A 23,048-nucleotide genomic window follows, 5' to 3' on the forward strand; every position below is an offset into this window, starting at 1 on the left:
ACTCCCCTGGTACGCGCTGATTCTCGTCTCTCGGCCGGAGATTAGCGGGCGCGGGGCGCTGTGTGACCGGTTAGTAACGCGCGTCACGTCTCAAATGACGGACGTCACACCGAGGGGTGTCATTCGGGTGTCACCCCGCGCCCCGTACGGCGTAGTTGAGGACCTTCCCGCTCAGCAGGTCCGCCATCTCGTCCAGCAGCACGAGCACCTCGCGGGAGACCTCCGAGGGCTTTCCGCCGGCGACCATCCGGTGGCCGATCTCCGTCATCACGGTGCCGTGCAGCCAGTTGATCTGACCGGCCATCAGCGTGGGCAGCGGGTCCTCGGCCGGGGCGGCGGTCTCCTCGCGCAGGGTCCGCTCCAGGTCGGCGAGGACCTCCTGGCCGATGGCCCACATCCGGGACCGCAGGGCGGGCGACTCCTGGACGACCCTCATGAAGGCGGCGTACCCGTCCATCAGGCCGAGGCGCGGCGACACCGACTCGACCTCCTCGCGCAGCTCGCGCAGGACGGCGCCGGCGGCGGACTCCCCGTCGCGCCGGCCGCGCACCCAGCGCGAGAGCCGGTCGACCACGCCCTTGGAACGGTCGAGGAACAGGTCCTCCTTGGCCGGGAAGTAGTTGTAGACGGTGTTGACGGAGACGTTCGCGGCGTCGGCGACCTCCGCCACCGTCACGGCCTCGAAGCCGCGCTCCAGGAACAGCCCCGTGGCGACGTCCGAGATGTACTGCCGGGTCTGCCGCTTCTTCCGTTCCCTGAGTCCCTCGGCCATGCCCGCATCCTAGCCGCGCCCGCACTCCTCACTGGTACCGGTGAAAACTTGGAGGCATTGCAAAATTTAAGTGACTCTGTTTTTCTGGGCGCATGACCATCATCAGTACGGCCGGACTGGCCCGCACCTTCGCGACCAAACGCGGCCCGGTGGAGGCGGTGCGCGGCATCGACCTCACCGTCCGGGAGGGCGAGATCCTGGGCTTCCTGGGCCCCAACGGCGCCGGCAAGACCACCACCCTGCGGATGCTCACGACCCTGCTCGCCCCCACCGGCGGCGCGGCCACCGTCGCCGGGCACGACCTGGCCACCGACCCGGCCGGGGTGCGCGCGGCGTGCGGGTACGTGGCGCAGTCGGGCGGGGTGGACTCGCAGATCACCGTGCGGGAGGAACTGGTCACCCAGGGCCGCCTGTACCGGCTGTCCAGGGCGCGGGCGGCCGAGCGCGCCGGCGAACTCGCCCGCGACCTGGGCCTGTCGGGGCTGCTCGACCGCAAGTGCGGCGCGCTCTCGGGCGGGCAGCGGCGGCGCCTGGACATCGCGATGGCGCTCACGCACCGCCCGGCGGTGCTCTTCCTGGACGAGCCGACGACGGGCCTGGACCCGGGCAGCCGCGCCGACCTGTGGGACCTGGTCCGCACCCTGCGCGACGAGCACGGCACCACGGTCTTCCTGACCACCCACTACCTCGACGAGGCCGACGCCCTCTCCGACCGCCTGGTCGTCGTGGACGGCGGCGTGGTGGTCGCCGAGGGCACCCCGGCCGCCCTGAAGCTCGAGTACGGCGGCTCGCCCGACGCCTCCCTCCAGGACACCTTCCTGGCCGTCACCGGCCGCAGCGCGGCTCCGGCCGACGCCACCCCCGTCGCCGTCTGACCCTCCGAGGACTCCCGATGCTGCTCCACGACACCGGCCTGATCTACGGCCGCTATCTGCGCCAGTCCCTGCGCTCCCGCTTCGCCCTGCTGTTCGGGGTGCTGATGCCGCTGCTGTACCTGCTGTTCTTCGGTCCGCTGCTGACCGACCTGCCGCTCGGCGGGCGGGGCAGCTCCTGGCAGGTGCTGGTCCCCGGCCTGCTGCTGCAACTGGGCCTCTTCGGCGCGTCCTTCGCGGGCTTCTCGATCATCATCGAGAACGGTCAGGGCGTGGTCGAGCGGATGCGCGTCACGCCCGTCAGCCGCCTGGCGCTGCTGCTGGGGCGGGTCCTGCGGGACGCCACCGTCTTCGCCTTCCAGGCGGTGCTGCTGGTGCTCGCCGCCGTGGCCATGGGCCTGCGGGCGCCGCTGCCCGGCATGCTGATCGGCTTCGCGTTCGTCGCGCTGCTCACGGTCTCGCTGGCGTCGCTGTCGTACGCGCTGGCGATGAAGGTCCGCACCCCGCAGGAGTTCGGGCCCACGATCAACGCCCTGACCATGCCGTCGATGCTGCTGTCCGGCCTGATGCTCCCGATGACGCTGGGCCCGGCGTGGCTCGACGTCCTCTCGCACCTGATGCCGTTCCGCTATCTGGTGGACGCGGTGCGGGACGCCTACGTCGGCTCCTACGCCACGGCGCACATGCTCTACGGCGTCCTCGTCGCCCTGGGCTTCACCGCGCTGGCCGTGACGGTGGGCACACGCGTGTTCCGGACCGCCGGGGCGTAACTACGCTGGCCCCATGGTCAACCTGACGCGCATCTACACCCGCACCGGCGACAAGGGCACCACCGCCCTCGGCGACATGAGCCGGGTGCCCAAGACCGACCTGCGGATCTCCGCGTACGCCGACGCCAACGAGGCGAACGCGGTGATCGGCACCGCCATCGCTCTCGGCGGCCTGTCCGAGGAGGTCGTCAAGGTCCTCGTCCGCGTCCAGAACGACCTCTTCGACGTGGGCGCGGACCTGTCCACGCCGGTGGTGGAGAACCCGGAGTACCCGCCGCTGCGGGTCGAGCAGTTCTACGTCGACAAGCTGGAGGCGGACTGCGACCGCTTCCTGACCGAGGTGGAGAAGCTCCGCTCCTTCATCCTCCCCGGCGGCACCCCCGGCGCGGCCCTGCTGCACCAGGCGTGCACGGTGGTCCGCCGGGCCGAGCGCTCCACCTGGGCGGCGCTGGAGGCCCACGGCGAGACGATGAACTCGCTCACCGCCACCTACCTGAACCGCCTCTCCGACCTGCTCTTCATCCTGGCCCGCGTGGCCAACAAGGAGGTCGGCGACGTACTGTGGGTGCCGGGCGGGGAGCGCTAGGGCGACCGGCGCGCGGCACCGTACACGCCCCAAACGGTCTGCGCGCCGCCGACGCACATCAGGACGGCGCCCACCTTCGTCAGGGTGACGACGGGGACCTCCACGTCACCCGTGAACAGCCACAGGGCCAGGCCGGCGAGCAGGGTGACGGCGCCCTCCAGCAGGTTCTTGGACTCCCGGGTCACCGCTGTGCCTCCTGCTTCCGCCGCTCGGCCGGGACCTCGGGCGTCCCCGCCGGGGCCTTCTTCGGCCAGATCAGATACCCGAGCGCCACCAGGCCGTGGATGGCGGCAGCCCTGACGGCCACCCATTGGAAGCCCCGCAGGGACGAGATGTCGCCCGCGTCGCCCACGTACCAGACCGCCCCCTGGAGCAGCGCGCAGGCGACGGCGGCGCCGAGCACCGTGCGCAGCCACAGCCGGCCCTCGTGCCGGGCCCGTGCCATGCCGTAGCGCGGGGGCTTGACCGGCGGCGGGCCGCCGGCCAGGCGGTGGGCGGCGTGGCCGTCGAGCCAGCGGATCGTGTAGTGGCCGTAGCCGACGGTGTAGCCGATGTACAGCGCGGCCAGGCCGTGCTCCCAGCCGGGCTCGGCGCCGTTCTTCAGGTCCCAGGCCGTCGCCGCGAAGAGCACCAGTTCCAGCACGGGCTCGCACAGCAGCAGGACCACACTGGTCCGCCGCCACTTCAGCAGGTAGCGGGCGCCCAGTCCGAGGGCCAGCAGCACCCAGAAGCCGACCTCGCAGGCGATGATCAACGCGACGACCACGACGCACTCCCTTCGTTCACCCTCCCAGGCTCCCGCCGGAGAACGCCGCGTTCGTCGTCGCCGGTGACGAACCTCCGGTACATCGAAAGGTGCAGTGCCGGACCCTCCCGCGGGATCAGGCGCACCGGGCGCGGTCCGTGTTGGATGGTGGCATGGCCGTACGACTCCCCCGCCCGCGCCGCTTCGACGTGTACGCCGCGTCGGCGGGGCTGCTGGGCGGACTGCTGCTGTGGGGCATCGGCCTGGGCGTGCGCCGGGCGGACGACCCCGTCGTGCTGTTCGAAGGCCGCTGGCCGCTGCTGGTGCCCCTCGCCGTCATGGCGGGCTGCGAACTGCTGCGCCGGGCAGCGCCGCGCACCGGGCTGCTGACCGGCACCGCCGCGCTGGTCGCGGACACGTTCACCCAGGGCAGCCTGGTCACGCTGATCATGTACACCGACCTCATGTACGCCGCCGTGCTCTACGGCCCGCCCGCCTCCGCCCGCCGCATCCCGTGGATCACCGGGCTGCTCACCGTGGCCGGCACGGTCGTGCCGTTCGCGGTGTGGCGGGCGCCCGAGGCGCTGCTCATCGGCGTCGCCGTCGGCATCGTGACGTTCGGGCCCGCCTCCACGGGGCTCATCGTCCGCAACCACCGCGAGGCCGCCGACGCCGCCCTGCTGCGGGCCGAGCAGACCGCGCTGCTGGCCGAGACGGACCGGGTCCAGGCGGTGACGGCGGAGCGCGCCCGGATGGCCCGGGAGCTGCACGACATGGTCGCCAACCACCTCTCCGCGATCGCCATCCACTCCACGGCCGCGCTCTCCCTGGACGACGCGGCCACCACCCGGCAGGCCCTCGGCGTGATCCGCGAGAACAGCGTGGCGGGACTGGCCGAGATGCGCCGCCTGATCGGCATCCTGCGCGACGACGGCGGGAGCGCGGAGCCCGCCGCGGCGCCCACCCTCGACGGGCTCGGCGCGCTGGTCGACGCGGCCCGCGCCAACGGGCTGGACGTCGTCCTGGACGCGGCCCCGGGCGACAACCTGCCCGCGCCGGTCGAACTGGCCGCGTACCGGATCGTGCAGGAGTCGCTCACCAACGCGCTCAAGCACGCGTCGAAGGGCACCGTCCGGGTGCGGCTCGACCGGCAGGAGGGCTCCCTGCGGATCCGGGTGACCAGCCCCTGCGGCGACCGGGACGCGCCCCGGGCCCCGGGCTCGGGCGCCGGGCTGGTCGGGATGCGGGAGCGGGCCGCGCTGCTGCACGGCACCTTCGAGGCGGGGCCGATGCCCGGCCCCGGCCCGGCCGGCGACAGGATCTGGGCCGTACGCGCCACCCTCCCCCTGACCGAAGGAGACCTCGCATGATCCGCGTCCTCGTCGCCGAGGACCAGTCCGCCGTCCGTGCGGGGCTGGTGCTGATCCTGGGCAGCGCACCCGACATCGAGGTGGCCGGGGAGGCCGCGGACGGCGAGCAGGCGGTGGCGCTGGCCCGCGAGCTGCGTCCCGACCTGGTGCTGATGGACGTGCAGATGCCGCGCCTGGACGGGGTGTCGGCGACCCGGATCGTGGTCGGGGAAGGTCTCGCCGACGTGCTCGTGCTGACCACCTTCGACCTGGACGAGTACGTCTTCGGGGCGCTGCGGGCGGGGGCCGCCGGGTTCCTGCTGAAGAACACCGACGCCCAGGACCTGATCGCGGCCGTGCGCACGGTGGCGGGCGGCGAGGGCATCGTGGCGCCGGCCGTCACCAGGCGGCTGATCGCCGAGTTCGCCGCGAAGCCGGTGCGGGAGCCGGCCGCCGACCCGGCGGTGCTGCGGGACCTGACGCGGCGTGAGCGCGAGGTGCTCTCCTGCCTCGGCGAGGGGCTGTCCAACGCGGCGGTCGCCGAACGGCTGGACATGGCGGAGGCGACGGTGAAGACGCACGTCAGCCGACTGCTGGGGAAGCTGGGGCTGCGCAGCCGGGTGCAAGCCGCGGTGCTGGCGCAGGAGTTGGGGATCTAGTTCCGCCCTCAACCACGCGCTGTCACATTGGTCCAGACCTATTGACCCGTGGTCCAGACCTTTCTATTCTCGCCGCACTGCGGGCATGAGGCTCAGTCATGCCCTCGACAACACCCCCAAAAAGGAGGCGCACATGCGCTTCAGACACAAGGCCGCGGCTCTCGCAGCGACCCTGGCGCTCCCCCTCGCCGGGCTGGTCGGACTCGCGAGCCCGGCGCAGGCGGCCGGCAGCGCGACGGCCACCTTCCAGAAGACCTCCGACTGGGGCTCGGGCTTCGGCGGCCAGTGGACGGTGAAGAACACCGGCACCGCCTCCCTCAGCTCCTGGACCGTCGAGTGGGACTTCCCCGCCGGCACCAAGGTCACCTCCGCCTGGGACGCCACCGTCACCAACTCCGGCGACCACTGGACCGCCAAGAACGTCGGCTGGAACGGGACGCTCGCCCCCGGCGCCTCGGTCTCCTTCGGCTTCAACGGCAGCGGCCCCGGCTCCCCGGCCAACTGCAAGCTCAACGGCGGGAGCTGCGACGGCAGTTCCGTCCCCGGCGACCAGGCGCCCTCCGCGCCCGGCACGCCCACCGCCTCCGGCATCACCGACACCTCGGTGAAGCTGTCCTGGACGGCGGCCACCGACGACAAGGGCATCAAGAACTACGACGTCCTGCGCGACGGCGCCACGGTCGCCACCGTGACGGGCACCACGTACACCGACACCGGCCTCACCAAGGGCACCTCCTACTCGTACACCGTCAAGGCGCGCGACACCGCCGACCAGACCGGTCCGGCCAGCGGCGCCGTGAAGGTCACCACCACCGGCGGCGGGGACGGCGGCAACCCCGACCCCGGTGCCGAGGTCAAGATGGGCTACTTCACCAACTGGGGCGTCTACGGGCGCAACTACCACGTGAAGAACCTGGTCACCTCCGGCTCCGCCGACAAGATCACGCACATCAACTACGCCTTCGGCAACGTCCAGGGTGGCAAGTGCACCATCGGCGACTCCTACGCCGACTACGACAAGGCGTACACCGCCGACCAGTCCGTCGACGGCGTCGCCGACACCTGGGACCAGCCGCTGCGCGGCAACTTCAACCAGCTCCGCAAGCTGAAGGCCAAGTACCCGCACATCAAGATCCTGTACTCCTTCGGCGGCTGGACCTGGTCCGGCGGCTTCCCGGACGCCGTGAAGAACCCCGCCGCGTTCGCGAAGTCCTGTCACGACCTGGTCGAGGACCCGCGCTGGGCCGACGTCTTCGACGGCATCGACCTGGACTGGGAGTACCCGAACGCCTGCGGTCTGAGCTGTGACGAGACCAGCGCCCCGAACGCCTTCAGCAGCATGATGAAGGCCATGCGCGCCGAGTTCGGCCAGGACTACCTGATCACCGCGGCCGTCACCGCCGACGGCTCGGCGGGCGGCAAGGTCGACGCCGCCGACTACGGCGAGGCGTCGAAGTACATCAACTGGTACAACGTGATGACGTACGACTTCTTCGGCGCGTGGGACAAGCAGGGCCCGACCGCCCCGCACTCGCCGCTGACCTCGTACAACGGCATCCCGCAGCAGGGCTTCAACACCGCCGACGCGATGGCGAAGTTCAAGTCCAAGGGCGTGCCGGCCAACAAGCTCCTGATCGGCATCGGCTTCTACGGCCGCGGCTGGACCGGCGTCACGCAGTCCGCGCCCGGCGGCACCGCCACCGGTCCGGCAGCCGGCACCTACGAGGCGGGCATCGAGGACTACAAGGTCCTCAAGAACAGCTGCCCGTCCACCGGCACCGTCGCCGGCACCGCGTACGCCCACTGCGGCACCAACTGGTGGTCCTACGACACCCCGGCCACCATCAAGTCCAAGATGGACTGGGCGGAGCAGCAGGGCCTCGGCGGCGCCTTCTTCTGGGAGTTCAGCGGCGACACCGCCAACGGCGAACTGGTGAGCGCCATCGACAGCGGTCTGAAGTGACCCGCGCCTGACAGGGCCGGGGCCCGCCGCCCTCGGGCGGCGGGCCCCGGCTCGTGCGGACCGGCCCGTCGTGTCCCGCGTCGCGTCAGGCCGCGGTGCCGGTCACGAAGGGCAGTTCGAGAATGGTCCGGCAGCCCTGTTCGGCGGCGCAGACCGGGCCGACGAGGTTGACCAGCCGGGCCGCGTTGAGCTGGATCAGGCCGTCCACACCGAGGTGGGCGAAGTCGACGGACAGCCCGGGGTCGCCGTCCACCCGGATGGAGAACTCGGGGTCGCTCTCCGACTGCTGCCAGCCGTCGCCGAGGCCGAGATCCGCCACGTGCTCGATCACCGTGGTGTGCCAGGGCTCACCGGCGACGTAGCCGGTGAAGGCGTACCGCATGGCCGCCGCCGTGCCCTCGCGGATGGTCAGGCCGCTGGCCGGCAGGTGGATGTCGCGGGGCGCGGGGAGGATCTCCCAGGCGGTGGTGCGCAGCTCGTCGAGTTCGAGTCCCAGCGCACCGGTGACCAGGCGGGCCGCCTGCCCCTCGTACCAGTGGAAGGCCTGTCCGAGCATCCCGGCGCGGGGGCTGTCGGGGCCGCACTCCTCGACCGGGGCGCCGAAGCCGAGCAGTTGGAGGACGTCGGCGGCCGCGTAGTCCCGGTGGAAGTTGCGCTCGCGCGTCCACACGCCGCGGATGCCCCGTGTGTACCCGGACAGCACGAGCGGCATCACGTCATTGAGCAGACCGGGCATGTTGCCACCCCCGGTCAGCGTGCTGCCGCCCTCGGCGCAGGCCTTCTCCAGGTCCTCGTGGAAGGGGGTGCCGCGCAGCTCGAACCCGCCGGTCGGGGTCACCACGTTCTTGCCCGAGCGCAGGATGCGGGCGGTCAGCCCGGCGTCCCAGAAGGGCGGGTTGAGCAGAACGCAGTCGGCGTCCGTCGCCAGGGCCGCCGCCACGTCCGTGGTGGCCGGCACTCCGATCGGGCCGATGCCCGCGATCTCTCCGGCGTCCCGGCCGTCCTTGTCCGGGTTCTGGGTCACGACGGCGACCAGTTCGTGCTCGTCGGACCGCGCGAGCAACTCGATCTGCTTCTTGGCGATGGTGCCTGTGTACCACTGGATCACCCGGTACAAGGGTCTCCTCCTCAGGTGTGGGGCGGCGGCTGCGTCCGCAGCGCCGACAGGTCCGTGATGCCGTGGTGGTGCACGGCGGCCGGTGCGCGGGCGCCGCCGGCCGGCCCCCACAGTGCGACGGCGAGCCGGTGCCCCGGCCCCGTGTCGAGGTCCGTGAGGGCGATGCGGGGCACGGCGTCGGGCCGCCCCCGCCACCCGAGCAGGCGGGCCGGCTCGTCGGGACCACTGACGGTCAGGTCGGCCGGGTCGACGGTCAGTCCGTCCCCCGTCGCCTTCAGCACCGCCTCCTTGCGCGCCCAGTAGCGGGTGAAGGCGGCGGCGCGCCGCTCCTCGGGCAGGGCCAGCAGCGTGCGGCGTTCCGGCTCCGCCAGGACGGAGTCCCTCGCCCTGCCGTCCGTCACCAGGTACTGGATGTCCACCCCGACCGGGCCCGCGGTGCTGACCGCCACGGCGACCCGCTCGCCCGAGTGCGACAGGGACACCTCCAGGCCGGGCCACAGGAGCCGGGGCTTGCCGTGCGGGCCGCCGCAGCGCTGGCAGACCCGTTCGAACCGCAGGGCGCGCGGGTCGGCACCGGTCAGCGAGGACACGATCCGGCGGACGAACGCGTGTGCCGTCATGTACTGCGCGCGCACCCGCGCCTCGGTCAGTTCCCGGCACCGCTGCCGCTCGGCGTCGTCCAGCAGGTCGAGCAGGGACAGATGGGTTTCGGCGGTCGTCGTCCACACCTGGCACTCACCGGCCCCGATGCCGATCGGAGGCGCGGTCACCTGCGCGGGTCCAGGGCGAGTTTGCCCACGGTGCGGCGGGCGGCGAGTTCCTCGTGCACCCGGCGCGCCTCGGAGAGCGGGTGCACACCGCCCGACACCACGTGCAGCCGGCCCGCCGCGACCTCGTCGAAGAGTTCGCCGATCGCCTTCTGCAACAGTCCGGGCCGGTCCATGGCGTGCTCCAGCATCAGGCCGCCGACCATCGTGGACGTGTTCATCAGCTCGGCCGGATCGACCGGGTCGGGCTGGTGGCGGCCGGCCAGTCCGAAGGAGACCATCCGGCCCAGGGGCGCCAGCACCGAGCGGCCGAGCCGGGCCGACCGTCCGCCGGTCATCTCGCAGACGAGGTCGAAGCGCTGTCCCCCGTTGGCCCGCAGGGCGAGGGCGGGCCAGTCCTCGGCGCCCGAGTCCACCGCGTCGTGCGCGCCCAGGTCCTTGACGAGTTCCCGTTTGGCGGGGGTGCTCGCGAGGCCCACCACGCGCCCGGCGCCGCCCGCCCGGGCCAGTTGCACCAGGAGGGAGCCGACCCCGCCGGCCGCGGCCTGGACGAGAACGGTGTCGCCGGCCCGCAGCCGGGCGCACTCGTGCACCAGCAGCCAGGCCGTCGTGCCCTGCACCAGGAGGGCCAGCGCGGACAGGTCGTCCACCTCGTCCGGCACCGGTACCGCGAGGGCGGCCGGTGCCGCCACGCGCTCGGCGTAACCGCCCCGGGGGACCACGGCTGCCACCCGGGTGCCGTCGGGCGCGCGCCCGACGACCTCCATGCCCGGGATCAGCGGCCGTATACCGCCGGAGCGCTCGACCGCCTCCGACAGGTGGGTGTCACGATAATTCACACCGGCAAAGGAAACGTCGATGACGATCTCGCCACGGGTGGCCTTCGGTTCGGGTGCATCGACCACTTCCAAGGCTTCTGGACCGCCGGAATGGGATATCTGGACCGCTCGCACGGCGACCACACTAGTGGCTCCGGTTGCCGAGCGCCAGACAATTCCTCCTTCCCTTGGCGGAGTTGGCGGGGATACCATCGCCAAGCACGTGCTAACGACCGCTCTCCGACCCCACTGAAGTGGCGTCGGCTTCGGAGAGGAAACCATGCCGAGCACCGTCCGCCTCAAACCGTTCCAGGATATTCCGGGCCCCAAGGGGCATGCCTTGGCCGGGTTGCTGCCCGAATTCAACGCCGACCCGCTCGGCTTCCTCATGAACGGCTTCCAGCAGCACGGCGACCTCGTGTCGTACCGCTTCGGCCCGAAGGTGGCGATAGGCAAGACGATCCTGGCCGCCTACCACCCCGACCTGGTCACCAGGATCCTCATGGAGTCCGAGCGCGCCTTCGGCCGCGACACGGACGGCTTCCGGGCCACTCACGAGCTGGTGGGCAAGGGACTGATGACGACCGAGGGCCCCTACTGGCGGGCCCGACGGCACATCCTGCAGCCCCTGTTCACCCCGAAGCGCGTCGCCCGGTACACCGAGCTGATGGCGGAGGAGGCGGAACGGATCCTCGTCGAGCACAAGCAGTACGAGGGGCAGGAGATCGACCTGCACCAGGCGATGATGCGCTATTCGCTGCGCGTCGTCGGCCGGGCGCTGTTCGGTGGCGACATGGACGACGCCGAGGGCGACCTGCACCGCCTCATCCCCGAGGCCAACCGCGGCATCATGGCCCGTACCACCCAGATCCCGAAGCTCCCGCTGAGCCTGCCGACCCCGACGAACCGGCAGTTCGTGCGCACCCGCGCGGGCCTGTACGACCTGATCGACCGGGTCATCAACCGCTCCGGCAGCGCCGGTTCGGACCACTCCGCGGACAACATCGTCTCCCGGCTGCGCGAGGCCAGGGACCCGGAGACGGGCCGGGCGCTGACCGAGCAGGAGGTACGCAACGAGGCTCTGCTGCTGTTCATGGCCGGGCACGAGACCACGGCCATGGGACTGACCTTCGGCCTGCACCAGATCGGTCTGCACGCCGACGTGCAGCAGGACATCGCCGACGAGATCCGGGCCCACCACGCGTCCGGCGCCGGCGCCGCCGCGTACGCGCAGAACCGTGACACGCTGGGCCGGGCCGCGCTCAGCGAGGGCCTGCGGCTGTTCCCGTCGGTGCACATGACGGAGCGGGTCGCCAACGAGGACCTCGATCTCAACGGCTACCTGGTGCCCAAGGGGACCTCCGTCTTCCTGGTGCCCTGGGTCACCCACCGGCACCCCGAGTTCTGGCCCGACCCGGAGCGCTTCGATCCCCGTCGCTTCGTCGGCAGGCACGACCGGCCGCGCTACGCCTATTTCCCGTTCGGCGGGGGGCCGCGGGTGTGCATCGGCGAGCACTTCGCCATGCTCGCGTCCATGGTGCTGCTCGAGGCCCTGCTGCGCGCCTACCGGATCACGTCGCACGACGAACGGATCTCCATGAAGGTCCTCAACAGCATCCGGCCGGACAGCGACGTGCGCACCACCTTCACCCTCCGTTGACCCCCGGCCCGACAGGACGAGCGAGAGCGAAACGATGACCACGACACGGCGAACCGGCACCTTCGACGAGGTTCCCGGCCCGCAGGGCAGCGCGCTGGCCGGAGTGGCCCCGGAGTTCCTGCGCGACCCCATCTCGGTGCTGGAGCGCTCCTTCCGCGAGCACGGCGAGATGGTGGCCTTCCCCTTCGGGCCGAAGGGGAAGCTGGGCAAGCGGGTCGTGGCCGCCTACCACCCCGACGCCGCACAGCAGGTGCTCACCCAGACCGAGCGCACCATCGGCCGCGGACCGGCCAGCACCCAGGTGCTGGAAGACATGATCGGCCGGAACCTGATGACCACCGACGGGGCGGAGTGGCGGCGCCAGCGCCGGACGCTGCAGCCTCTGTTCACGCCGCGGCGGGTGGCCGAGTACACGGCACTGATGGTCGCCGAGGCCGAGCGCGTGACCACCGAGGACGTGCCGGCCGACGCGGAGCGGGTCGATCTGCACCGGCTCATGCTGCGCTACTCGCTGCGCGTGGTGGGCCGCGCCCTGTTCAGCGGGGACATCGACGACACGGCACCCGACCTGCACCGGCTGATCCCGCTGACCAACGAACTCATCATCCGGCGCACCACCCAGCTCGTGAAGCCGCCGCTGCCCGTACCCACCCCGCGCAACCGCGCCTTCGTGCGCACCCGTCAGGAGCTGTACGCGCTCATCGACCGCATCCTGGCCCGCACCGACCACCTCGCCGCCGGCCAGGAGCGGGACGACATCGTCACCCGGCTGCGCACCGCCCGGGACCCGGAGACCGGTGAGGGACTGTCCCGCCAGGAGATCCGCGACCAGACGCTGCTGATGATGATGGCCGGGCACGAGACGACCGCCACCGCGCTCACCTTCGCCCTGCACCTGCTCGGTTCCCACCCCGGGGTGCAGCAGAAGGCGGCGGACGAGACCGGGGCGTTCCTGCGGGACGGGGGCGACCTGGCCGAGTACGCCCAGCGACGCGAGTCGCTGGTGCGCGCGTGCCTGCTGGAGAGCATGCGGCTCTACCCGCCCGTGTACATGACCGAGCACCTGGCCACCGAGGACATCGTCCTGGGCGGCTACCAGGTGCCCAGGGGCACCGCGGTGTTCCTCTCGCCCTGGGTGACCCAGCGTCACCCGGACTTCTGGCCCGAGCCCGAGCGGTTCGACCCCGGACGGTTCCTCGGGGAGCAGAGCCGGCCGCGCTACGCCTACCTGCCGTTCGGCGGCGGTCCGCACGTGTGCATCGGCGAGCACTTCGCCCTGCTCGCGGCGACGGTCCTGCTGGAGGCGGTCCTGCGCCGCTTCCGCATCACGTCCGAGGACGACACCGTCACGTTCCAGCAGACCGGGAACCTGCGCCCGGACAAGCCCGTGTGGGCCCGGCTCGTGAGGCGCTGAGCCGGGCCGGTGCCACGGCCGCCGGCCGGTCGGGCGTCCTCACCCCGAGGAGGCCCGGCCGGCCGCTTGTCGTGCGCCGTGCCCGGTCAGGCCGCCACGCCGAGCAGCCGGGCGCAGCGCTCCCGCAGTTCCTGCGCCGCGGCCGCCATGAGCCGGTCGGCGATCAGGTCGACGTCCCGGCCGCGCCAGTCCTCCAGGTCGGTGCCGGCGACGTAGCTGTTGAAGGCGCCGAGGGCGGGACCGCAGTGGACGGCGTACTCGACCCGCCGCCGCGGGTCGCCCTCGGCCGCGGCGGCCAGGCAGCCGTCCAGGTAGTCGCGGAAGACCAGGGCCAGCCGGCGGCGGCCCCCCGCCTCACGGTCCGGCGCCCCGGCGGTGCCCGCCTCGGGTGCCACCCGCGCCCATGCGGCCTCGAAGGTGGTCCGCAGGTACTTCTCCTCGAGCTGCGTCCGGGTGGCCGCGTCGATCTCCTCGAACGAACCGTGCCGCCGCCACAGGTCGTGCAGCTTGGCCGCCCGGGCGGGCAGGAACACGCCCCGCTTCAGGGAGTGCACATGGCGTCCCAGCTCGAACTCCTCGACCCACGGGGCCGCCTCGACCTCGTGCGGCTCGATGTTCTGGAGCATGTCCTTGACGGCCTCGCTCGTCGCCGCCTGGACGGTGCACTGGTTGACGGAGCCCGTCAGGACGAACTCCGCGCCCAGCAGGAACGCCGCGGCGACGGCCTCCGGCGTGCCGAGCCCGCCCGCCGCGCCCACGTGGACCCGGTGTCCGTCCGTGGCCAGCTCGTCGCGCAGCCGCAGGACGGTGGGCAGCAGGGTGGCCAGCCCCTCGGCCTGGGCGCGCCAGCCCGTGCCCTCGACGCACAGGTCGTCGGCGACCGGGCGGCCGCCGTGCCGCTGGACGTCGGCGTGGGTGAGGTGCCCCTGTTCCACCAGGAGGTCCACCTGGGCGGCCGGCGGCGGGGCGAGGAACTGCCGGGCCATGTCGGCGCGGGTCACCTTGGCGATCACCCGGCCGCCCTTCAGCCGGTACTTGACCAGTGCCGAGGTGATCTGCAGGTGTCCCGAGGCCTCCACCGTCCGTACGCCGTACCGCAGCAGCAGGTCGACCAGGGCCAGCTCCCGGTCGGGGTCCGCGTGGTCGCTCTGCAGGGCCGCACCGAAAGGCGCGTCGTCCCCGACGGCCGCGTGGACGGTGCGCAGTTCCTCCTCGATCCGCTCGGAGGACAGGCCGCCGGTGCCCAGGAAGCCCATGCTCCCCGCCTTGGCCAGCCGGGCGACCAGTTCGGCGCCCGAGACGCCCCGGTACATCGAGCCCGCCAGGTAGGCCAGGCGCAGTCCGTAGCGCTCCCGGAAGGACGCCGCGCCCAGGTTCTCCGCGGTGAGGCCGGCCGGGGCCGCGGCAGGGCGCGCGGGGGCGGGGGCCGCCGGTGCGGGGGCGGATGCGAGGGCGGGCTCCGGAAGGGGCTCGGGACGGGACTCGGGGGCGGGTGACCGGGCCGGGGCTGGGTCCGGGGCCACGGCGGGCAGCGGTGTCGCTTTCTCCCGGATCTTGCGGACCAGCTTGGTCAGGACGGTTCCGGGGCCGACTTCCTCGAACACGAAGTCCTCGTCCCGGCCCATGAGGTACCGGACCGTGTCGATCCACTGCACACCGCTGTAGATCTGACGGGTCAGGGTGTCGCACAGCGCGGCGCGCTCGGCCGGGTACGGGCGGGCGTCCGCATTGGACACGACGGGTATCGAGGGGGACGACACCTGGAATCCGGAAAGGAATTCCGCGAATTCCTCGGAAGCCGGTCGCATGGATTCGGAATGGAATGCCCCGCTGACTCGGAGCCGGGTGAAGAAGGCGCGTTCAGATTCGAAGAAGGCACGCGCCCTGTCGATTTCCTCCCGCGGGCCCGTAATCACGAACTGCTCGGGTGAGTTGTAATTCGCGATCGCGAGCCCGGAGAGTTCAGGTTGCCTGAGCACCTCCTCGACCCTTGACTGCTCGCAGCCGACGACCGCGGCCATGCCGCCGCCCTCGGCGCGGGCGGTGAGCAGGGCCCGGCGCTGCACCAGCCGCAGCCCGGTCTCGAAGTCGAAGACACCGGCCGCGAACAGCGCCACGTACTCGCCGAGGCTGTGCCCGATCAGGCAGTCGGGCGGCTCGGGGTCGTCCTGGGTCTTCTTCAGGTAGGACAGCGCCCCCACCACGTAGAGGGCGGGCTGGGTGAACTCCGTCAGGCTGAGCTGCTTGTCGGGGTCCTCCACGCACAGGCGTGCCACGGAGTAGCCGAGGACGCGGTCGGCCGTGGCCGTCAGCTCGGGGAACTCCTCGAAGAGCCCCTTGCCCATGCCCTTGACCTGGGACCCCTGGCCGGGGAAGCCGTAGACCTTCATGGGAGCACCTTTCCGGTGGGTGGCGGGCGGGGCGTCCGGTGCCGTGGCGTCCGGTGCGGCGGCGGACTGCCGTGCGGCCGCTGGGGCGGTGCGGCGCTCGGTGACCTCCTCCCGCACCGTCCTGAGCAGGGCCGTGTTGCGGCCGAACGGGCTGAGCAGCGGAAAGCTGACCGACCTCGGCTGCTGCCCCAGGTTGTTGCGGACGAAGTTGTGCAGGGTGCCCGAGGGGCCGAGGTCGAGGTAGCGGTGCGGGCCCTGCTCCTCCAGGTGGGCGACGGCCCGCTGGAACTCGATCGGCTCGCGGGCCACCGTCCAGAAGTGCCCGGCGGTCAGCTCGGTCACCGCGGCGCCCGCGGCGCAGGAGACCAACGGCAGCCGGGGCGCGCCCAGCCGCACTCCTTCCATGGCCGCCGCGCAGGCGGCGTAGGCGGGGTCCATGAGCCGGGAGTGGAATGCCTGCTCCACCGGGACGCGCTGGTAGGGGACGTCGAGCCGGCGCAGCCGGGCCTCGGCGGCGGCCAGTGCCTCCTCACTCCCCGACACCACGAAGTGCTGGTCGTAGTTGCGGGCCGCAAGGTCGGTGCCGTCGCGCAGTTCCGCCAGTTCGGCGTGGAGCGAGGGCGGGCCCAGCACCGCGAGCATTCCCCCGCGCGGGCAGTCGTCCAGGGCGCGGGCCTGGCGGATGAGTAGGCGCAGGCAGTCGCTCTCGTCCAGGACGCCCGCCAGCACGGCGCCGACGAACTCGCCGAGGCTGGCCCCCAGCAGGACGTCCGGCTGGATGCCCTCGCTCATCAGCATCTCGGCGAGGGCCAGTTCGACCATGACGATCGCGGGATGGGTGACCGCGGTCTCCAGGAACGGCTGGGCCCTGCTGCGGCCGTCGTCGTAGATCCGGGCCACCACGGACGCGCCCAGCTCGTCGCGGGCCACCGAGTCCAGCCGGTCCATGGCCGTGGTGAAGGCGGGCTCGTTCTCGTACAGGTCACGGGCCATCTGGTAGTACTGCGAGCCCTGACCGGAGAACATGAAGACGGTGGGCAATGACCGCTCGGTCATGGGGTGACCTCCCGGGAGGACGTGTCGGTCTGGGTGGTGCGTCCGGCCCGGTCCGCCAGTACCTCGGCGACCGTGCGGTCCTGGCCGCCCGTCACCAGTTCCTGGAGCAGCGCCGCGAACGAGCGCAGCCGGCCGGTGACGGCGCCGGGCGGAAAGCCGCCCGAGTAGGTGTTCATGTTCAGCACGAGGTGCCCGTCCACGAAGACGGCCTCGATGCGCAGGGGGTGTTCGGTCTGGTTGATGAACTCCAGGGGTTCGGCGCCCAGGCGCGCACCGAACCTGCCGAACACCGCCGGAAGTTCCGGGAAGGTCTCGTTGACCAGGTAGCTGTCGAACAGGAACCGGTCGCGGGGCACGCCCGCCCACGCGTGCACCTTGGCGACGGGCGCGTGCTCGTGGCGGGCGATCTCGCCCACCCGGCGCTGCAGTTCCCGCAGCCACTGCCCGACGGTCAGTTGCGCATCGACGCGGACCCGCACTGGGAGGATGTTGAAGAACTGGCCGACTCCCGTCTCCACGTCCACCAGGGCGCCGGCCCGGCCGGAGAAGACGGTCCCGAAGACGACGTCGCGCGCCCCCGAGGTGTCGTACAGGTGCAGGGCCCAGGCGGCCTGCAGGAAGGTGAACGGGGTCAGCGCGTGGGCCTTGGCCCGGCGCTGGATCTCGGCGGTGATCTCGTCGGGGACGAGCAGACCGTCGTGCAGCAGGTCGGGGTCCTCCGCACGGGGGCGGCGTTCGCCGTGCGGCACCGCCAGCGCGGGCGCGGGCAGTTGCAGGCCGGCCAGCTCGCGCCGCCAGAACTCCTCGGCCTCCGTGAGGTCCCGCTGCGCCTGCGAGACGCAGAAGTCACGGAAGACCGTGTCGGGTTCCGGCGCGACCGGGTCCCGGCCGGCGACGCAGGCGTCGTAGGCCTCGAAGAGCTGGTTCATGATCATCGGGTAGCTCCAGCCGTCCTGGAGGGCGAGCGAGAACATGTAGAGGTAGTCGTAGGTGTCCTCGTCCAGTCGGAACAGGGCGACATGGGTGTGCGGGGCCCGGGAGAGGTCGAAGCCCTGCCTGCGGTGGGCGGCGACGTGGGCCTGGATGCGCCGTTCCTGCTCCGTCGGGCGCATGCCCCGCCAGTCGTACCGGGCGACGGCGAGTTCGGCGTCGGGGTGCACCACCTGGACGGGCTCCGTCACCGACTCCCACAGGAAGGACGTGCGCAGCACCGGGAAGCGGCGCACGGTGTGGCGCCAGGCCCGTTCGAAGGCGTCGGGGTCGAAGTCGGCGTCCTTGATGCGCCACCGCTGGTGGACGACGCCCGCGCCCGGCTCCGGGTGGTGCCGCAGGTGGTGGAGGACCGCCTCCTGGGTGCTGCTGAGCGGGTAGGCGTCCACGGCGTCGGGGTGCTTCTCGGCCACGCGCCGTCGGGTCGCCTCGTCCAGCGCCGGGCCGGTGCGGGCCGGGGCGCGCGGTGCGGTGGCCTCCTGGGCGCGGGCGCGGGCCACCCGGGCCAGCGCCTCGATCGTCTTGTGCTGGAAGACGTCCTGCGCGGTCACGGCCAGGCCACGCTGCTGCGCCTTGTTGACCAGGCGGATGCTGAGGATGGAGTCGCCGCCCGCCTCGAAGAAGTCGGTGCGCACCCCGGCGTCGGCCAGGCCCAGCACCTCGCTCCACGCCGCCAGCAGTTCCTCCTCCTCCGGGGTGCCGGGCTGTGAGCGGTCGTCCTGCGCGGCAGCGGTGGAGAACACCGGGGCGGGCAGCGCCTTGCGGTCCAGCTTGCCGTTGGCGTCGGTGGGCAGCTCCGGGACGGCGACGACCGCGGCGGGCACCATGAACTCCGGCAGCCGGTCCCGCAGGAACGTCGCCGCGTCGGCCGTCAGCCGCCGCCCGAGGCGGTACAGCAGCGGGCTGTTGGCGTACGTGTGCAGCGCACGGGCGGCGGTCCCGCTCGGCGGAAGGACGACCTGCGCGCCGGGAGGGGCCAGCAGGACGTGGTAGGAGCCGTCGGGCTGCTCGGACCAGAACACCGACGCCGTGCGGCCGAGATCCGCCGCCAACGCCCACCACTGTTCCGGGTCGGCACCGTCCTCGGCCGCGGCCTCGGCGCGCTCGCGCAGTTCACCGGCGGTGGCACCGGTGCCCGCGGCCGACGGTTCGGCCAGTTCTCGGCACAGCCACCGCGCCCTGGAGACGCGGGAGTTGGGCACGTCGGTGACGAGCAGGGCCCGGTGTGCGTCCTCGGCCAGCAGGCGGCGGGCCTCGTCCGGGGTGTCCCGGTCCGCCCAGGTGAGCCGGAGCGGCTCGGTGCCGCCTCGCCGGTCCGCTCCGGACGGCTCGTCCGGGTCCTCGGTGTGCAGCACCACGTCGTAGCGGTAGCGGCTCAGTTCGTTGACGTACGGGCCGCGCTTGAGCATGACCTCGGCGCGGGCGAGCCGGGGGTGGCGTGCGCACAGCAGGGTGAACAGTGCGGGGTCGACCACCAGTTCCTGCTCCTGCGCGACCCGCTCGGCGACGCGGCGGCGCAGTACGTCCAGTCCGGTGTCCGCGTCGGCCCGCGCCACCTCGACGTCGCTGTGGAAGACCTCCAGCAGGGGCAGGCTGCGCAGGTCCCCGAGGAAGATCCGGCCGCCGGGGCGCAGCAGGTCCAGGGCCTGGGCGACGACCGACTCCAGGTAGCGCACGTCGGGGAAGTACTGGGCGACGGAGTTCACCACGACGGTGTCGAAACCCTCCGCGGGCAGCCCGGCGAGGTCGTCGGCGTCCCGCTTCTCCAGCTCCACCCGTACGCTCCCGGGCAGGTCCGGCACGATCCGCTCGCGTACGAAGTCCAGGCCCCGCCGGGAGATGTCGGTGCCGTGGTAGACGGTGCAGGAGGGGGCGATCCGGGCGAGCAGCAGTCCGGTGCCGCAGCCGATCTCCAGGACCCGCCGCGGTCCGTGGGCGAGGATGCGGTCCACGGTGGACTCCACCCAGCCGCGCATCTCGTCGGCGGGCAGCGGCCGGCCGGTGTAACTGGAGTTCCAGCCGACGATGTTGAAGTCGGCCTCCTTGGCGTCCGCGCCGTCGGCGTAGGTACGGCTGAAGACGCTCTCCCACTCGTCGACCTGGTCCTCGTCCGCGGCCCCGGTGCCACCGGCCGTCGGCTCGGCGTCGGTGCGGGGCACCACGTAGGCGACGAGCCGCTTGTGGGCGTCGCCGGTGGCGTCACCCGTCTCCCCGGCCGTCCCGTGGGTGACGACGACGGCCTCGCGGATCGCCGGGTGTTCGCCGAGGGCGGCCTCGATCTCGCCGGGTTCGATCCGGAAGCCGCGCACCTTGACCTGGAAGTCGGTCCGGCCGCGGTACTCGATGGTGCCGTCCGGCAGGTAGCGGGCCAGGTCTCCGGTGCGGTACAGCCGCGCGCCCGGGCCGTCGCCGAACAGTCCGGCGAACGGGTCGGCCACGAAGCGCTCCCGGGTCAGCTCGGGGCGCCGGTGATAGCCCTCGGCGACCTGGACGCCGCCGACGCACAGCTCGCCGGGGCTGCCGACCGGTACCGGGTTGAGGTGTCCGTCGAGGATGTGGATGCGGGTGTTGGCCACGGGCCGGCCGATGGGCACGGTGCGGGGACCGCCGGTCGGCGGGCACGTCCAGTGCGTCACGTCGACGGCGGCCTCCGTGGGCCCGTAGAGGTTGTGCAGCCGGGCCTCGGGCGCCACGGGCGCGAAGTGCTCGTAGAACCGTTCCTGGAGGGAGTACGACAGGGCCTCGCCGCTGGCGAAGACCCGCCGGACGGAGCCGATGCGCCCGGACAGTCCGTCGGTCTCCAGGAATGCCTTGAGCATCGACGGGACGAAGTGCAGCGTGGTCACGCCCTCGTCGCGCACCAGGTCGGCCAGGTAGGCGGGGTCCTTGTGGCCCTCCGGGCGGGCGACGACCATGCGCGCGCCCGTCATCAGCGGCCAGAAGAACTCCCAGACGGAGACGTCGAAGCTGAACGGCGTCTTCTGGAGCACCCGGTCGTCCGGGGTCAGGCCGTAGGCGTCCTGCATCCACAGCAGCCGGTTGCAGATGGCCCGGTGGCTGATCATGGCGCCCTTCGGGCGTCCCGTGGAACCCGAGGTGTAGATCATGTAGGCGACGCTGTCCGGGTCCGCGTCCGTGCCGGGCGCGGTGGTGGGCCGTCCGTTCAGCGCGGACCACAGGCCGTCGGCACCCGGTTCCAGGCACACCGTGCGCGCCGAGTGCGGCGGCAGTGCGTCCCGCAGCCGCCCCTGGGTGAGCAGGATCCCCGGCTCCGAGTCGGCCAGCATGAACTCCTGCCGCTGCGGCGGGTATCCGGGGTCGACCGGCAGGTAGGCACCGCCCGCGCGCAGGACGCCGAGCAGCGCGACCACCATTTCCGGCGAGCGCTCCATGCACACGGCCACGGGGGTGCCGCGCCGCACGCCCAGCTCCCGCAGCAGGTGGGCGGCCTGGGCGGAACGGCGGTCGAGTTCGCCGAAGGTGAGGTCCTCGCCCTCGAAACGCACGGCGGCCCTGCCCGACTGGGTACGGGCGAAGGAGCGCTCCACCAGGCCGTGGAGGGTCGCTCCGGCCGCCTCGGGGTAGGGGCGAGCGGTGTCGTTGAACCCGACCAGGATCCGGTGCCGTTCTTCGGGCGGGAGGATGCTGAGCTCGCCGATGCGGCGGCCGGGGTCCTCGGCGAGGGAGCGCAGGAGGACCTGGTAGGAGTCCACGAAGCGCCGGACGGTGTCGTGCTCGAAGATGTCGGCGTTGTACTCGACCGACGCGGTGAGCCGGCCCTCGCGCTCGGCGACGGAGATCCACAGGTCGAACTTGCTGGTGCCGTTGCGGATCTCCCGCACCGGCCCGAGGATCGAGTCCTCGGCCTCCTCGGCCGGGGCGGTCTGGAGGGCGAAGCAGACCTGGAACAGCGGGTTCATGCTCATGCCGCGTTCGGGGCGGAACTCGTTCACCAGCAGCTCGAAGGGCATGTCCTGGTGGGCGTAGGCCCCCTTGGCGACGGCCGCCACCCGCTGCAGCGCCTCCTCGGCCGGGGGGTTGCCCGACAGGTCGGTGTCGAGGACGAGGGTGTTGACGAAGAAGCCGATCAGGTCCTCGGTCTCCCTGTGGTGCCGGTTGGCGATGGGCGTGCCGATGACGACGCGTTCGTCCCCGGTCCACCGGCACATCAGGATCTTCAGGGCACCGGCCAGCGTCACGAACAGGGTGCTGTTGCCCTTGCGGGTCACCTCCCGCAGCCGCTCGGCCACCTCCGGGTCGATGTCGAACGCGGTGCTGCCGCCGCGGAACGTCTGGACCGGCGGCCGGGGGTGGTCCATCGGCAGCTCCGACCCCGGCTTGCGGTCGCCCAGCCGCTCGCGCCAGTAGGCGAGCCGCTGTTCCAGCCCGGCGCCGCTGAGCCGTTCCCGCTCCCACAGCGTGTAGTCGGCGTACTGCAGGGTCGGTTCGGGCAGGGGCGAGGGCTCACCGGCGGCATAGGCCCGGTGCAGCAGCAGCAGTTCCCTGACCAGGTTGTTGATGGACCAGCCGTCGATGACGATGTGGTGCGTGTTCAGCAGGAACGTGTACGTGTCCGCGGCGAGCCGGTAGAGCCGGACCCGCAGGAGCGGGCCGCGCGCCAGGTCGAAGACGTGCCGGGCCTCGCTTGCCGTCAGGCGCGCGAGTTCCGCCTCCTGCTCGGCCTCGCCCGGCAGGTCCGACAGATCGGTCACCGGCAGCGGGACGGTCAGCTCGTCCGCGATCTCCTGCCAGGGCCGGCCGTCCTCGTCGGGGAACGTGGTGCGCAGGGCCTCGTGCCGGCGCACGATCTCGTTGACGGCACGCTCGAGCAGCTCGGGGTGGACCTCACCGTCGAGCCGGAACGTCAGCACCACGTTGTAGGCGGGGCTGTCGGGCACCAGCTTGTCCAGGGACCACATCCGCTGCTGCTGGAACGACAGCGGTACGCGTCCCGTGCGGGCCCGGCGGGGGATGACGGAGGGGGCCTTGTCGCCGCCCACCGTTCCCTTGATCTTTTCCAGCAGGGCGAGTTTGGCGGGCGACAGTCGGGCCCGCCGACCGGCCAACACCCGGTCCAGTGACATCTGCTTCCTCTCTGCGCTCGGTGGCTGTGGGCCGTG

Annotated in this window: 16 protein-coding genes; 8 read left to right on the forward strand and 8 right to left on the reverse strand. The window is 72.2% G+C overall.

The genetic code is table 11. The annotated features are described in order from the left end of the window. Nucleotides 1-130: 130 nt before the first annotated feature. The gene (locus IG88_RS0115700; protein ID WP_031040637.1) at nt 131-772 is read right to left on the reverse strand and encodes a TetR/AcrR family transcriptional regulator; all 642 of its coding nucleotides are present in this window, start codon (nt 770-772) and stop codon (nt 131-133) included. A 92-nt stretch (nt 773-864) separates the two neighbouring features. Here IG88_RS0115700 and IG88_RS0115705 point away from each other — a divergent pair, with 92 nt between their 5' ends. Genes IG88_RS0115705 through IG88_RS0115715 form a run of 3 tightly spaced genes read left to right on the forward strand, consistent with a single transcriptional unit; the run spans nt 865 to nt 3,000 of the window. Next, nucleotides 865-1,647 (forward strand): ABC transporter ATP-binding protein, encoded by a 783-nt coding sequence (locus IG88_RS0115705; RefSeq protein ID WP_031040640.1) that lies wholly within the window; start codon nt 865-867, stop codon nt 1,645-1,647. A gap of 17 nt (nt 1,648-1,664) precedes the next feature. Further along, a complete protein-coding gene (locus IG88_RS0115710; protein ID WP_031040642.1) occupies nt 1,665-2,414 on the forward strand; it encodes an ABC transporter permease in 750 nt (249 codons plus the stop codon). Nucleotides 2,415-2,427: 13 nt separating this feature from the next. Continuing rightward, complete coding sequence (locus IG88_RS0115715) at nt 2,428-3,000, forward strand: cob(I)yrinic acid a,c-diamide adenosyltransferase (protein WP_031040644.1); 573 nt, start codon at nt 2,428-2,430, stop codon at nt 2,998-3,000. Here the strand turns inward: IG88_RS0115715 and IG88_RS0115720 are convergent. Both IG88_RS0115720 and IG88_RS0115725 read right to left on the reverse strand, forming a co-directional pair. Then, a complete protein-coding gene (locus IG88_RS0115720) occupies nt 2,997-3,185 on the reverse strand; it encodes a DUF5708 family protein (RefSeq protein WP_031040646.1) in 189 nt (62 codons plus the stop codon). The two genes, IG88_RS0115715 and IG88_RS0115720, sit on opposite strands and share 4 nt — an antisense overlap. Beyond that, nucleotides 3,182-3,766, reverse strand: coding sequence for a hypothetical protein (locus IG88_RS0115725; protein WP_031040649.1), 585 nt, complete (start codon nt 3,764-3,766; stop codon nt 3,182-3,184). Before IG88_RS0115725 ends, IG88_RS0115720 begins: the two co-directional genes overlap by 4 nt. 152 nt (nt 3,767-3,918) lie before the next feature. Here IG88_RS0115725 and IG88_RS0115730 point away from each other — a divergent pair, with 152 nt between their 5' ends. The 3 genes from IG88_RS0115730 (at nt 3,919) to IG88_RS0115740 (ending at nt 7,716) form a co-directional block, all read left to right on the forward strand. Continuing rightward, nucleotides 3,919-5,115: a sensor histidine kinase gene (locus IG88_RS0115730; protein ID WP_031040652.1), complete on the forward strand. Its 1,197-nt coding sequence runs from the start codon at nt 3,919-3,921 to the stop codon at nt 5,113-5,115. After that, nucleotides 5,112-5,753 (forward strand): response regulator, encoded by a 642-nt coding sequence (locus IG88_RS0115735; RefSeq protein WP_031040654.1) that lies wholly within the window; start codon nt 5,112-5,114, stop codon nt 5,751-5,753. Before IG88_RS0115730 ends, IG88_RS0115735 begins: the two co-directional genes overlap by 4 nt. Nucleotides 5,754-5,886: 133 nt before the next feature. Continuing rightward, a complete protein-coding gene (locus IG88_RS0115740; RefSeq protein WP_031040656.1) occupies nt 5,887-7,716 on the forward strand; it encodes a glycoside hydrolase family 18 chitinase in 1,830 nt (609 codons plus the stop codon). Nucleotides 7,717-7,801: 85 nt separating this feature from the next. On the opposite strand, the gene IG88_RS0115745 is transcribed toward IG88_RS0115740, so the two are convergent. Genes IG88_RS0115745 through IG88_RS44955 form a run of 3 tightly spaced genes read right to left on the reverse strand, consistent with a single transcriptional unit; the run spans nt 7,802 to nt 10,505 of the window. Next, entirely contained in the window at nt 7,802-8,824 is a 1,023-nt protein-coding gene (locus tag IG88_RS0115745; protein ID WP_234332156.1) for a dihydrodipicolinate reductase, read from the reverse strand. Between the two features lie 20 nt (nt 8,825-8,844). After that, nucleotides 8,845-9,603 (reverse strand): 4'-phosphopantetheinyl transferase family protein, encoded by a 759-nt coding sequence (locus IG88_RS0115750; RefSeq protein WP_051851922.1) that lies wholly within the window; start codon nt 9,601-9,603, stop codon nt 8,845-8,847. Continuing rightward, on the reverse strand, nt 9,600-10,505 hold the full coding sequence (locus tag IG88_RS44955) for a zinc-binding dehydrogenase (RefSeq protein WP_267884657.1): 906 nt from the start codon (nt 10,503-10,505) through the stop codon (nt 9,600-9,602). Before IG88_RS44955 ends, IG88_RS0115750 begins: the two co-directional genes overlap by 4 nt. A 193-nt stretch (nt 10,506-10,698) precedes the next feature. Here IG88_RS44955 and IG88_RS0115760 point away from each other — a divergent pair, with 193 nt between their 5' ends. Both IG88_RS0115760 and IG88_RS0115765 read left to right on the forward strand, forming a co-directional pair. After that, complete coding sequence (locus IG88_RS0115760; RefSeq protein ID WP_031040668.1) at nt 10,699-12,078, forward strand: cytochrome P450; 1,380 nt, start codon at nt 10,699-10,701, stop codon at nt 12,076-12,078. A gap of 34 nt (nt 12,079-12,112) precedes the next feature. Continuing rightward, on the forward strand, nt 12,113-13,492 hold the full coding sequence (locus IG88_RS0115765; RefSeq protein ID WP_031040671.1) for a cytochrome P450: 1,380 nt from the start codon (nt 12,113-12,115) through the stop codon (nt 13,490-13,492). An 86-nt stretch (nt 13,493-13,578) separates the two neighbouring features. Here the strand turns inward: IG88_RS0115765 and fabD are convergent, their stop codons facing one another. Together fabD and IG88_RS0115775 are read right to left on the reverse strand one after the other, a co-directional pair. Next, nucleotides 13,579-16,938, reverse strand: coding sequence for an ACP S-malonyltransferase (fabD, locus tag IG88_RS0115770; RefSeq protein WP_031040672.1), 3,360 nt, complete (start codon nt 16,936-16,938; stop codon nt 13,579-13,581). Beyond that, on the reverse strand, nt 16,935-23,012 hold the full coding sequence (locus IG88_RS0115775; protein ID WP_031040675.1) for a non-ribosomal peptide synthetase: 6,078 nt from the start codon (nt 23,010-23,012) through the stop codon (nt 16,935-16,937). The genes fabD and IG88_RS0115775 overlap by 4 nt, the downstream gene beginning before the upstream one ends. Nucleotides 23,013-23,048: the final 36 nt, after the last annotated feature.

The organism is Streptomyces sp. NRRL F-5650 (genome assembly GCF_000721365.1).
GTDB classification, from domain to species: Bacteria; Actinomycetota; Actinomycetes; order Streptomycetales; family Streptomycetaceae; genus Streptomyces; species Streptomyces ardesiacus.